This window comes from Paenibacillus sp. J22P59 (assembly GCF_059383895.1).
In genome coordinates this window covers 252,244-265,525 of sequence record NZ_JBXENX010000004.1, presented here as the reverse complement: position 1 = coordinate 265,525, position 13,282 = coordinate 252,244, and the positions used below count along the sequence as shown (strand labels likewise).

At 46.0% G+C, this 13,282-nt stretch carries 6 protein-coding genes; 5 read left to right on the top strand and 1 reads right to left on the bottom strand.

What is annotated here, in order from left to right:
- Positions 1 to 21 precede the first annotated feature (21 nt).
- The gene (locus AC50YO_RS08505) at positions 22 to 2,022 is read right to left on the bottom strand and encodes a peptidoglycan D,D-transpeptidase FtsI family protein (protein ID WP_494845959.1); all 2,001 of its coding nucleotides are present in this window, start codon (positions 2,020 to 2,022) and stop codon (positions 22 to 24) included.
- A gap of 423 nt (positions 2,023 to 2,445) precedes the next feature.
- Between AC50YO_RS08505 and hisJ the strand changes: the two genes are divergently transcribed.
- From hisJ to AC50YO_RS08480, 5 genes are all read left to right on the top strand, one after another.
- Positions 2,446 to 3,273, top strand: coding sequence for a histidinol-phosphatase HisJ (gene hisJ / locus AC50YO_RS08500; protein WP_494845957.1), 828 nt, complete (start codon positions 2,446 to 2,448; stop codon positions 3,271 to 3,273).
- 277 nt (positions 3,274 to 3,550) lie between these two features.
- Positions 3,551 to 4,549, top strand: a complete 999-nt coding sequence (gene asnA / locus AC50YO_RS08495; protein WP_494846435.1) for an aspartate--ammonia ligase — start codon at positions 3,551 to 3,553, stop codon at positions 4,547 to 4,549.
- Positions 4,550 to 4,571: 22 nt separating this feature from the next.
- Entirely contained in the window at positions 4,572 to 5,609 is a 1,038-nt protein-coding gene (locus tag AC50YO_RS08490) for a hypothetical protein (RefSeq protein ID WP_494845955.1), read from the top strand.
- Positions 5,610 to 10,142 (top strand): amino acid adenylation domain-containing protein, encoded by a 4,533-nt coding sequence (locus AC50YO_RS08485; protein ID WP_494845953.1) that lies wholly within the window; start codon positions 5,610 to 5,612, stop codon positions 10,140 to 10,142. It abuts the gene before it with no gap.
- Between the two features lie 18 nt (positions 10,143 to 10,160).
- Positions 10,161 to 13,268 carry a cyclic peptide export ABC transporter gene (locus AC50YO_RS08480; protein ID WP_494845951.1) on the top strand — a complete coding sequence of 1,036 codons (3,108 nt, stop codon included), beginning with the start codon at positions 10,161 to 10,163 and terminating at the stop codon, positions 13,266 to 13,268.
- The last annotated feature ends 14 nt before the right edge of the window (positions 13,269 to 13,282 follow it).

The window sequence follows — 13,282 nt, the reverse complement described above, 5'->3', positions numbered from 1 at the left end:
ACCTTCACATGGGGGCAGCTGTTATGGGGTTTTGCGAGGTGTGCCGTATAGTCCAATCTCCTCATCATAAGCATCAAAAATTTGTCTAGCAATTGGTGCGGCTCCGCGTCCGCCGTATCCGCCCTCAGGAACAATAACAGCTACAGCGAGCTTCGGCTTGTCTGCTGGAGCATAGGCGATGAATACAGCATTCTCAATTGTACCCGCACTCGTAGTTTGCTCGGAGGTGCCCGTCTTGCGATTGAAGGTATAGGCAACATCATCGAATCCAGACACACTGCTCTGCATACCTTGCTCGATAACCTTCCAATACTTGTCGGGGGCATCTACCGTGTTCAATACCTCGGTCTTGACCCCCTGAACCTCATTGCCCTCTGCATCTACGATTCGCTCGACGAACTGCGGCTTTAACCGTTTCCCGCGATTGGCAAGCATAGCGGTATATTGGGCAAGCTGCAGCGTCGTATAACGAGCCTGCTGCCCGAATGAAGCGCGAATTAGCGCTGATTGTGAGCTTGCCGTCTTCACTTCATGGTAATAATCGACTGTGCCTACTGTCTCTCCGAGCAATCCGCTGCCGGTTAGCACACCGAGTCCGAATTGCTTCATATAGCTGTCCCAGATGTCAACGCCTTTGCTGCCGTCATATTTTTTGTACAGTTCATTGCCTATTTTCTCAGCCATGAATGTATTAGAGGACACTTGGATGGCTTTGGAGGGCCCGATATTTCCGTGAGGCGTTTTGCCCGAATTCCCGATCCTATAACCGCCATCACGGCCAAAGAAGTATACGCCCTTATCATTATAAGTGGTAGTCGGAGTAATCAGATTCTCCATTAAGCCAACTAGTATCGTAAGGGGCTTCTGCGTAGAGCCAAGCGGTACGATAGAGGAGGGGTGACGGCTGCTCTCTTTGTCAGTCTCATATTCCTGCCACACCGTTCGGATGGTGCCATTGTATTGAATATTGTCTATTTCGCGGTAATCTTTAGGCGCAATTGTCCCGCCTTTGTATACGTTTGGATCATAGTCAGGCATACTCGCCATCGCAATAACCTTGCCCGTATCCACTTCCATAGCGACAGCATAACCTGCTCTTGCATTCGGGGCGCGCTCGTATTTGTTGGATGAAGTATTGATTTTATGGATTTGCTGCATGATGGCTTCCTCTGTGCGCAGTTGAACCTTGGAATGAAGGGTCAAATGCAGGTCATTGCCCCTCTCGGGCAAAGTAATTTGTGGAGGACCAATAATTAATCCTTGTGCGTTGACGGGATAGACCTTCATGCCATTCTTGCCACGGAGGCTATCTTGGTACATATACTCCAGACCATCTAATCCAACATCCTCGCGGGTCAAATATTTAATGGCAGGGTCTTCATTATCTTTCTTAGCTTCATAAAAGGCTTTAGTAGCTGGCGTTCCCAGAGCTGAATCATATTTCTTCAAATAGCCGATTAATTGAACGGCAATTGTATCGGGATCATAATTGCGGATACTGTCCTCGAAGATTTCGAAGCCTGGATAGTTCAGGCGGTTCTCCATGAAGTAGGCCATTTCTTGTTGGGTAAGATCAGGCTTAATCCGGCGAGGAGTATAGGAGTAGTTGGCTGTCGACGGTACATCCATACGTTTATAGATAACCTCGGCTGTCATCGCTTGATCTGGATTGCCATGCTCAGCGAATAGAGACTCTATCTTAAGCGCCAATTCCATGCCTGCTTCTTCGGTCATTTCGGGATTAAGCTTGAAGTAAAGAGATTGTGTAGCCGTCGAATAAGCAAGCCTATGACCCGTAACATCGTAAATATTACCTCGAATAGGTGCAATGGGATCAGGAGCGTTTCCCGAATTTTTCGCGAGCGCTGCTAATTCAGGTCCCTGTACGAATTGTAAGATGGCAAGCTTGACTATTAAGACACTGAATAAGAGAAAGGCACACAAAAAGAATAGATTCAAACGAAAAGAGAACTGCTGTCGATTGACGCGCTGTCTTGTCTGTTCATCGTCGGCTGTTGTCACCTAATAACCCCCTGCAAATGAGTAAGCTGCGAAATACTACTAAGAGTGTGGGCATCATTGCGAGAATACCATAAAAAAGGTATAATTTCCAATTCAAATTATAGATTAGTAGATGTTGGGAATAGGCGGAGAGAGGGAAGAGGGTGAGTTCGTCTAGATACACTTGAGCTTGGTTTGCTGCATAGTCTTGTGGGCAATATCGTTTGCTCCATAAGCAGTTGGCTTGTCCAGATCATAGGAGAATTGTTCGATGATAGTTGGGGTTATGAGGCATTATAAGGTGGCGGGCGCTCCCAAGCAGAGCTGGATGAATTCACGGGAATTCATAGAATGGGTGGAGCGAAAGAATGAATAGCGATAGGTGGCAGAATGATTTTATGATAAGCTAGGGAGTAAGAGAGTACGCAACTAGGAGGACATATAATGGTGTTGAAATGGGATGGACATACGCATACGAAATTTTGCTATCATGGCAGTGATGCGCCGGAAGAACAATATATTGATCGGGCAATCGAGCTAGGCTTTGAACGCTATACGATTAGCGAGCATCCTCCTGTGCCCGTGGATCTAATCGACGATGTTCCTTTAATGGAGAGTCTTGCTATGAAGGCAGAAGAACTGCCTGTCTATATGAAATATGCACAGCATATGAAGCAGCAGTATGCGGGGAAAATAGAGGTGACTGTAGGTCTGGAGCTGGATCATCTATCAGGTCAATGGGACTTTACAGAGCGAATAGCAGACAAGTGGCAGCAGGAGCTTGAGGATGTGGTCTATTCCGTTCACTATTTGCCGGGGCTTGGCGGCATGCGTTGCATTGATTATACGCCGGATGATTTCAAAAAGCATATTTTAGCCTATTACGGCTCTATGGAGCAGGTGGTAGAGGAATACTACAATCATGTCGAAGCCGCGATAGAATCGGCGTCACGCTTGCCGATGCGGAGGCGTCTGGGTCACATTAATCTGATCGAGAAATTTACAACCGAATTGCCTCCTATTGATCAATCGCAGATTAACCGTCGATTAGAAGGCATTATTCCTTTGCTCGCCCAATCGGGCGTTGGCATCGACGTGAATACGGCGGGCTTAAGAGTAGCCACCTGCGGCAAGCCGTATGTGCCGGAATGGTTCTTCCACGCTTGCAAGAAGAGCGGCATAGAATGTGTCTACGGATCAGACTCTCATAAGCCAGAGCAAGTCGGCTTTGGCTGGGATTGGTTCGAGGCAATGTCGAATAAAGGCGGGTAATTCTAGGCCTCAAATTTTCATGCAAAGTGCCGATTTTCCACTTGGAGAGTCGGCACTTTATTTATATAATGTCAGAAAGCGTTTACATAATTTTATATGTATTTAAAGCCTTTTCATTAAAATTCTTAATAAATAAAGAAAATTTCCTTCATTGTCACCTTGGTAATAATTTGATATTCTTAATGTAAGAATTTCTTTTTCTTCATTAAATTATTTAATGATCTAAAATTTACTAGGAGGGGATAGTTTGAAAATTAAAAGCATATCAAACCGATTTATGATTGTGGGGGATTATGAAGAACTACTAAACAGACGTGAAACGACAGCAGCACTCGACCGCCTTAACCAATTTTTTAAAGAAAATTTATGCAGCAGCCTGAATTTGCAAAAAGTAAATGCACCGATGTTCGTTCAGAGCAAAACAGGCTTTAACGATATGCTTAACGGGGTTGAGAGGCCGGTAGAATTCGATGCCAACGACGCCACCCTGCATCCTCTGCAAGTCGTTCACTCCTTGGCCAAATGGAAACGAGATGCACTGAAAAGATATGGCTTTGTTCCCGGAGAAGGGATTCTGACGGAAATGCGCGCGATTCGTCGAGATGAAGAATTAGATAATCTACATTCGATTTATGTCGATCAATGGGATTGGGAGTTAGCCATAACGAAAGAAGAGCGCCACATGGCAACCTTGAAATCCACTGTAGAAAACATCTATTCGGCCGTTCGAGCAACTGAACAATACATCAGCGGTTTATATCCTCAGATTACTCCGATTTTACCAGAAAAACTCCACTATGTGACCACACAAGAATTAGAAGATCAATACCCTGACCTAACCCCTAAAGCGAGAGAAGACCGTATTGCTGAGAAGTATGGAGCTGTATTTATTATGCAGATCGGCGGCAAGCTGAACTCCGGCAAAAAACATGATGGACGATCCCCTGATTATGATGATTGGAGCCTGAATGGAGACCTGGTTGTCTGGTTCCCTGTCCTTCAATTGTCGTTTGAATTGTCATCCATGGGAATTCGTGTGGATGAGGATGCCTTAATTAAGCAATTAGCGGAATCCAATCACGAAGATTGGAGCGAGCTGCCCTTCCATCAGAGCTTGTTGAATCATGAGCTGCCTTATTCCATCGGCGGGGGAATTGGACAATCCAGACTGGGCATGTTCATGCTTCGCAAAGCGCATGTAGGAGAAGTGCAGCCATCTGTATGGCCATCGGATATGGTCGAGCAATGCGAGCAAGCCCGCATCTTTTTACTATAGTTGGAGAAAGGAAATAGAATCGATGCTGTATACAAATGGAATCAAGCCATTTGACGAGTTTTGGATGAACTGTGCATTGAATCAAGCCTTTTCGGTTGCGACGACATTGGAGCCGAGCTATAAATACGCTGCCTATCTCAATGTTTATTCTTATCGTCATTGGTTTGGAGGAGAGAACAAGGAGCATGTCTATCACACCATCCAAACCACCTATGATGATGAATTGGAATTGGAAGCGCCCACGGATGAGTTCCCGTTAACTGCAGTCATTACGGAGATGAAGCCAATATTCATTAAGGATCGAGAGCAGTACAAGGAAGAAATTATCGCATTATGCCGAGAACAACGCCTGTTTACTATGAATGTGGATCTCTATCATTGGATTCCGGATAGTATTGCTTACGAGAATTATCATTGGAATCACTATTCTCTATTTACAGGCTATGATCAATCAACGAATCAATTCTCGGTTATTGAGGATGACTTGATCGGCTATTATGAGCATCTGGTGCCGGAGGAGAATTTGAAGAAGGCATTCTTTGCGTCGGATTCGATGCAATCCGCAGAGCAGAAGCAGCCGCACGGCTACGAATTTATCATTGCTCCGAAGATTGAGCCCTACCATCTCTCTTTCCAGGAAGTACAGCAGAATGCGCAGCGATTGTACGAAGAGCTAGCCAATTTCACGATTGACCCAGTATGGAATGTAGAGATTGATCAAGCACATTTGGAATATTATACGACGTATAGCCTGATAGGCATTCATATTATTATTAATCGTCATATAGCCAATGAAAAGCTGGTTCATGCGCTTGCAGAGTTCAATTATATTTCTGACAGCACAAGAGAGAGTCTCAGCGCACAAGTCATTGCTATAAAAGCTGGCTGGGAGCGGCTTCGCGCCTTGTTCTACAAATCAAGAAAAACAGGCCAGTTCATCCAGTCCCATAACTACGAGTTAGTAGCAGAGCTCATGCTGCAGGAGCGCGCTTTGTGGGCAGACGTTATCGCCTTGCCTGCCGAGCCGTCAGGCACTCTGGTCGCAGGGGGTGGGCTGTAAATGAGCATGAATCAAACTGAGAGCTTATATCCATTAACTCATCCGCAAAAGCGTATTTGGTATACCGAGCAATTATATGGAAATTCACATCTATACAATATTATAGGCGTGTCCAGAATCAACCGCGAGATAGACCATGAGCAATTGCGTCAGTCCTTATATGATTTTGTCCACAACCATGAAGCGACCCGGCTGAAATTCATCAACGATGGAGAACACATTACGCAATTCATCAGCGAATTTCAACCATTCCCTGTGGCCTATGAGGATTGGAGCCAGGAGGCTGAGCCTGAGCAAGCTTATAGCCAATGGATCGAAGAGCAGCGCCAGTGGTCTCTGGAGCTCAATAATAATGTGTTGTTCTACTTTGCGACGTATAAGCTTAGCGAGCAAGAGCATGGCTTTTACTTCAAATTTCATCACATTGTATCTGACGGCTGGTGTCTTGCTGCTATGGTCAATGAGATTTGGACAACGTATTTCAACAGGCTCCAAGCGGGAGACTCTGCGAATAGACAGATTCAAGAGCGAGCCAGCTATATGCAATATATTGCTGAGGAGAAGGACTATTTAGAAACAGCCCGTTTTCAGAAAAATCGTGATTACTGGCTGAATAAATTTGCAGCCTTGCCTGAGCATTTTTTATCGCGCAGCTCGGACCGTCTAGAAGGAAAACGTGAAATATTTACAATTAATGGTGAATTGTCTGATCGTATCAAGCAATTTGTCGATCAGCATCATACGTCGATGAATACTTTTTTTGTAGCCATCTACTTGCTGTATCTTCGCAATAAGGAGCAGACCAATGAGATTGTGATCGGCAATCCCGTCTTGAACCGTTCTGGCAAGGAACAGCGAGAGATGTTCGGGATGTTCACAAGCACGGTGCCTTTTCGGATGACCGTTAATGACTCTGCGACAGTGGAGCAGTGGATACAGAATGTTCAGAAGGAATTGAAACAAACGTACTTCCATCAACGCTTCCCTTATGATCTGCTTGTTCAAGAGCTGGAACTCAATAAGCAAGGGATTGATGGATTATTCCAAACCTGCATTAATTATTACAACACGCAATTATATACCCAATATGAGGGTGCCGAAATCGTAACCAATGAATTATACAACGGTTATCAGCTCTATTCTCTCCAGATCATCGTGAAGGATTGGCTGCGGTCAGGAGAGCTCGTCCTGGAAATTGATTATAAGACCCATGATTATACAGCACAGGATATCCAATATTTATTCCAACAGATTATTCAGTTAGCAGAAGAGATGCTGGACAAGCCGACAGCAATGCTATGCGAAATGGATTATTTGTCGGAAGTGGACAAGCACGCTATTTTGTATGAGCGTAATCAGACTGAGCAGCCACTGCCCCAAGAAGAGACGATCGTTGCCTTATTCGAGAAGCAGGTTGAGCGGACACCTGATCGAATTGCCATTACACTAGGCGAACGCAGCTACACCTACGATCAATTGAATCGAAGGGCGAATCAATTGGCTCATTATCTGCAATCAAAAGGAATGGGACCAGAGCTGATCGTAGGAATTATGACCTCGCATTCCTATGAGCTGATGGTAGCCATCATGGGCGTGCTCAAAGCAGGAGCGGCTTATGTGCCAATTGATCCGGGCTATCCGAAGGAGCGTATACGCTATATCGTCGAGCAAGCCAAGGTAAGTGTATTGCTGACGGATCTGCTGGAGGTGCAGGAAAGCTTGCAGGAATGGGATGGGCTACGCTGTCTGAACCTGCGAGAGGCTGCGATATATAGTGCCGTGGATACGAACCCTCTGCTTGCTGCCGCTTCTTCCAATCTAGCTTATTTAATTTTTACATCCGGCTCTACGGGTGCTCCCAAAGGGGCTATGATTGAGCATCGCGGATTAATTAACTATATTGCATGGGCAAGGCAAACGTATATTCAAGATGAGAATGACGTATTTGCCCTGTATTCATCTATTGCCTTTGATCTGACAGTCACCTCTATCTTTACTCCACTTGTATGCGGGGCTCAAATTCGTATTTATCCCGATGATTCAACCGAATTTGTTCTTTTCAGAATTATGAATGATAATCGGGCCACCCTTGTGAAGTTGACGCCTGCCCATCTGTCTTTGCTCAAAGAGCATCAGGCTGCAGGTTCTGTGGTGCACACCTTTATTGTTGGCGGAGATGATTTGAAATGCAGTCTGGCTGCCCAGATTCAGATGCAATTCGGGGAAAAGCTATCTATTTATAATGAATACGGTCCTACAGAAACGGTTGTGGGCTGTATGATCTATAAATTCGATGCTGCGGTTGACCGTGAAGGCTCGGTACCGATTGGATTGCCGATTGCCAATACGCAAATCTATGTTTTGGATGAGAGGCTAAGACCGCTGCCTGATGGTACTTCAGGAGAAATGTATATCGCCGGCACTGGCGTTGGCCGGGGGTATTATGGCAATGAGCTGTTAAGTGCAGAGCGATTCATACACAATCCTTATGGACCGGGTACCCTGTACAAAACCGGGGACTTAGCCCGCTATCGTGAGGATCACCTGTTAGAGTATTTGGGCCGCACGGACCATCAAGTGAAAATTAGAGGCTATCGCATTGAATTAGGCGAAATCGAGAGCTGCTTGTTGGAGTATCCCACAATTACTGAGGTTATCGTTATTGATCGCAGTCGAATGGATGAATCTAAGTATCTAGCTGCTTATTTCACTGTAAGTGGAGACTGGAACGAAGCGGATGTCAGAAGAAGCCTGTTGGAGAAATTGCCAGCTTATATGGTTCCGTCCAGCTTCGTATGCATGGACAGCTTGCCGCTTAGTCCGAATGGAAAGGTAGACCGCAAGCAATTGCCTGAGCCGGAAGAGGCTCTTCTAGCACAGGGGGACAATGAGCTTGTACGTTCCAGCAAGGAAGCAGCTATTTATGAAGTAATGGAGCAAGTGCTGCGGGTAGGAACGCTGTACGGATATGAGAACTTTTATCATCTTGGTGGCGATTCGATCAAGGCGATTCAAATATCGGCAAGGCTAAATGATGCGGGCTTTAAGGTGAAAGTAAGAGATATATTAGGCCAGCCTGTATTGGAGCAGCTTGCTGCTTCGATAGAATGGACCGATCCGGATGCAGATGGGGAGCAGAATAACAAGCTTATTGAAGGGGACGTTTTGCCTTTACCGATTGTGGACTGGTTCTTTGGCCAGAAGGCAGCGAACCCTGAATATTGGAATCAGTCGGTGCTGATGAAGATGAATAAGAAGATTCGCCCTGCGGATCTGGAAGCAGCGCTTCTTGCCCTTATTACCCATCATGATGCATTGAGGCTTAATGTTCGCGCAGACCGGACGTTGTTCTACAACAATAGCCATTTGGATAAAACTCCAGTGATTGAACACTTGGATCTTACAGGGATGAGTCCGATCGTGCAGAGCAGAGCGCTCTCTACTTATGGTTCATCGTTTAAAGGCAGCCTGAACCTAGAAGATGGGCTGTTGATTCGTGCTTGTCTCATTGAGCGGGATGCCGGAGAGCAGCAATTGCTCTTAACAGCGCATCATTTGGTCGTAGACGGTGTTTCATGGCGAATTATTCTTGAGGATCTAAGGCTGCTGTTGGAGCAGATCGAGCAGGACAAGCCCATCAAGCTGCCGAGAAAAACCAATGCTTACGGGGATTGGTCCAATAGGCTGGTTGAGCAAGGCCACAGCTTATTGCAGGGCGAGGACAGCTATTGGACAGCTGTAGAGCAGGATATTCAGAGCTTGGAGCAGTTGCAGGCCGCGTCTTTGGCAGCAGATCGAACGAATGCACGCAGTGCTATTCAAACCGTGAGCTGCGAGAAGAATCTGACCCGGCAATGGTTGTATGAGGCTAATCAAGCCTTCCGTACGGAGCCGCTTGATTTGCTGTTATCGGCCGTTACCTATGCCATTCATCGCGCCTTCGGCTCGAGTCGTGTCGCTCTCGAGATGGAATCCCACGGAAGAGAAGAGCTGTTCGAGGATATAGATACCACTCGTACAGTCGGCTGGTTTACAGCTATGTATCCTCTTGTACTGGCTGTAGAGGCGGAGCAATGGGCTGAACATATTAAATCGGTCAAAGAAGCACTTCGCGCTGTTCCGAGCAAAGGCTTAGGCTATGGTCTTTGGAAGTCTGCGAGTAATCAGGTGGAACAGCCACAGCGCAAGCCTCTAATACGCTTCAACTATTTGGGGGAACTGGAGCAAGGCTTCCGCAACGATCGCTTTGCCTATCTTTCTGAGGATACAGGGCCTGAGGTTGCTCCGGCGAATCCATTTGACGCTTGGATAGAGGTACTCGCTTGGGTATATGAGGGGCAGCTGCAATTGTCCATTCGTTATTTGCCGGAGGAGTGTACCGAGCTTCAAATCAAAGAGGTGCTCGATTACACGAACAGCTATTTAACAGAAATCATACCTGCTTGCGTATCTGGGGACATCCATGATTTCACACCTTCTGATTTCACTCAGGTTGGACTATCTCAGGATGATTTCGAAATGTTATTCAATTAGGAGAAGGGTGGAAATCGCTTGAAACACTTAAGACAGCTAGTTATACTCGTCATGCTTATGATCCTGCTAGTTCCTGCATCTGCCTCTGCGGCAGTTGAAGAGATTGGCTGGAGAGATTCGCTTGAAGCTAAGGTTGATAAAATTATAGAGAAAAATATGGAGAAGGGCCATGCGCCTTCTTTCTCGGTCGTCATATTGGAAGCAGACAAGGTCGTCTATTCCAAAGCCTTCGGCTATTCCGACAAAGATAAGAAGATAGCGGCTTCGCAAGATACACTCTATGAGATGGGTTCTACTAGTAAAATGTTCACGGCATTAGGCATCTTGAATCTGAGGGATAAGGGACTCCTTCAGTTGGATGATCCTATTACGAAATACATCCCGTGGTTCACTCCGAAATTTCAAGGTGAAGCGCAAGTGATCACGATTCGTCAAATGCTTCACCATACGAGCGGAATATCACAGAATACGATCGGATTGATTCCGGAATCTGATGCTCCTAATGCTCTGGAGGAGACTGCAAGGGCAGTAGCGGCTGCTGAGCTGCAATATGAGCCGGATGACCGCTTCCATTATTCAACAACGAATTATGGTGTGCTTGGTTACCTGATTGAAGTATTGACAGGCATGTCTTATCCGTCATACATGCATGAGAGTGTATTGGCTCCCCTGGGCATGGATGATACCTATGTCGGTTTAGCTGATGCACCGAAGGATCGTGTCGCTACCGGTTATAAATTTGGCTTTGGAGGAGCAAGAGAATATCAGGCTCCACCAAGTGCAGGTAATGATCCAGCAGCTAACTTTGTCATTAGCGGCAATCAGCTTGCCAAGTGGCTGAAGATCCAAATGGGCGTTACGCCGAATCAATTCGAGGAGCAGATTAAAGAAACACAGACCCCTAACCGCAGGGTAGCTCCTTTTACAGATGGTACGTCCTACGCAATGGGCTGGAACATGGCGCAAAATGGCGGCGGACAATATTTCCATGAGGGCAATAACCCGAGCTACTTCTCTTCCATTGTAATCAGACCGGATGAACAGCTGGCGGTAGGTATTCTCTCTAATATGAACTCTTACCGGCCGATGCAATCGACGCGAGAAATAATGAATCTTCTTATGGACGATGATAGACCAATCCTGGCTAGTGATAACTACCAACGATTGGATAAAGTCAGTACCTTCCTTATTCTTGTTGGTGTGCCGTTGATTGCTGTGAATCTATTTTTCACTGGTACTGCTATATGGCAGGTTCTAACCGGCAAGAGAAAGTTCCGCAAGCCTAATGCGCGCGGCTGGGGAGGCCTAGCGATGCTTGTGCCGCTCCTTGCAGTAGCTTTCTTCTGCTTGCGGGCCGTTCCGACCATCTTCTTTAATGGATTCCCATGGAGCTTTGTGACGATGTTCGGTCCCTTTACGATCAAATGGGCAGTCTACACGATTGCTGTTGCAGGGTCCTTGTTCTTCATCCATTACGTGCTGTCCTTCTTGTTCCCGAGCAAAGGCAAGCAAGAATATTTCACGCTTATTATTTTGAGCATACTGAGCGGATTTGGTAATGCATTAATCATATTTACGGTTAATGATGCGGTCCGTCAAGTTACTTCTGGCTATAACGCGATGACGACTTTGACCGATGGTCTTGCCCTATACTTTGTGCTGGGGATCACCTTGTACTTGTTCGGCCAGCGGATTATTCGTACGAATCTGATTCGTCTGACGAATGAGATCGTTTATGCGAAGCGTATGGAGCTTATCCGTAATATGCTCCGTTCCAAGTACTCAGACATTCAGAACATTGATAATGGACAGATTCAAGCGGTTCTGAACAATGATACAGAGAATATAAGCCGGATTATCAATATTATTGTGACAGGTATAACAAGTTTGATTACTCTAATCTTCTGCTTCACGTACTTGGGACTGCTCAATATCTACGGACTGCTATTGTCGATAGGGGTAACCATTGTTGCTGCAGGCTTGTATTATATCGGCGGCAGAAAAGCGCAAGCCCTGCTGGAACAGTCGCGTGATATTCAGAATATCTTTTTCAGATACATTCATGATCTCATGTATGGCTTCAAGGAGCTTGCACTCACGAAGAAAAAACGCAGCGAGTTCTACGCGGATGTTGCCGAGAGCGGCGACCAGTATCGGGAGAAGAGAACGGTTGGAGATACGATGTTCTCGAACTCGTTCATTGTCGGGGAATTAATGTTCGTATTCGTTATCGGTTGTATCGCCTTTATTTTCCCGCTTATCTTTGAAAGCTCGGCACCATCGTTTATCCAGAACTATGTGTTTGTCTTTATTTACATGACAGGACCAATCAATAGTATTCTGGGTGCGATTCCAGAGGGTATTCGTGTACAGATCAGCTGGAAACGAATTAACGAAATGCGTGACATATTGTCCAAGACCGCAATGCGTGCAGAGCCGGATACCAAAGACAATGCACACGAGGTTCGCAAGCAGGTTCGTTTGCAATTAAATGAAGTTGAATATCACTATAAGTCCAATGATAGCAGTGAATTTGCGGTAGGGCCGATTAAATGTGAATTCCGTTCCGGTGAGATTACCTTCATTACGGGTGGTAACGGCAGCGGCAAGTCGACGCTGGCCAAGCTGATTACTGGCTTGTATAGTCCTTCTGCCGGGGAGGTTCTGCTCAATGGCAAGCCGATTTCCGCAGAGGAGCTAGGGGAGCAGTTCACGACGGTATTCAGTGACTTCTATCTATTCGACAAAATGTATGGGGTCGATTACAAAGGTCAAGCAGAAGAGATCAAGACTTATCTAAAGGTTCTTCAATTGGATCACAAAGTGAATCTTGAGGATGGCCGTATGGACGGAGACAGGCTATCTACAGGACAACGCAAACGCTTGGCCTTGTTGATGAGCTACTTGGATCGTCGCCCGATCTGTCTATTCGACGAATGGGCAGCAGATCAAGATCCAGAGTTCCGCCAATTCTTCTATCAAGTGTTATTGCCTGAGATGAAGGAAAGAGGCATGTGCATTATTGCAATTACGCATGATGACAAGTACTTTGATCTGGCTGACCAAATGATTAAGCTGGACCTTGGCAAAATCGCCTATCAGCGCACTTATGAAGCAGCGGTGTAATCCACTAGAGAACG

What these genes read in the sequence shown, in the direction of transcription:
- AC50YO_RS08485 (WP_494845953.1), top strand. Translation starts at nt 5,610, where the DNA reads ATGAGCATGAATCAAACTGAGAGCTTATATCCATTAACTCATCCGCAA.
- asnA (WP_494846435.1), top strand. Translation starts at nt 3,551, where the DNA reads ATGATTGTGGGGGATTATGAAGAACTACTAAACAGACGTGAAACGACA.
- hisJ (WP_494845957.1), top strand. Translation starts at nt 2,446, where the DNA reads ATGGTGTTGAAATGGGATGGACATACGCATACGAAATTTTGCTATCAT.
- AC50YO_RS08490 (WP_494845955.1), top strand. Translation starts at nt 4,572, where the DNA reads ATGCTGTATACAAATGGAATCAAGCCATTTGACGAGTTTTGGATGAAC.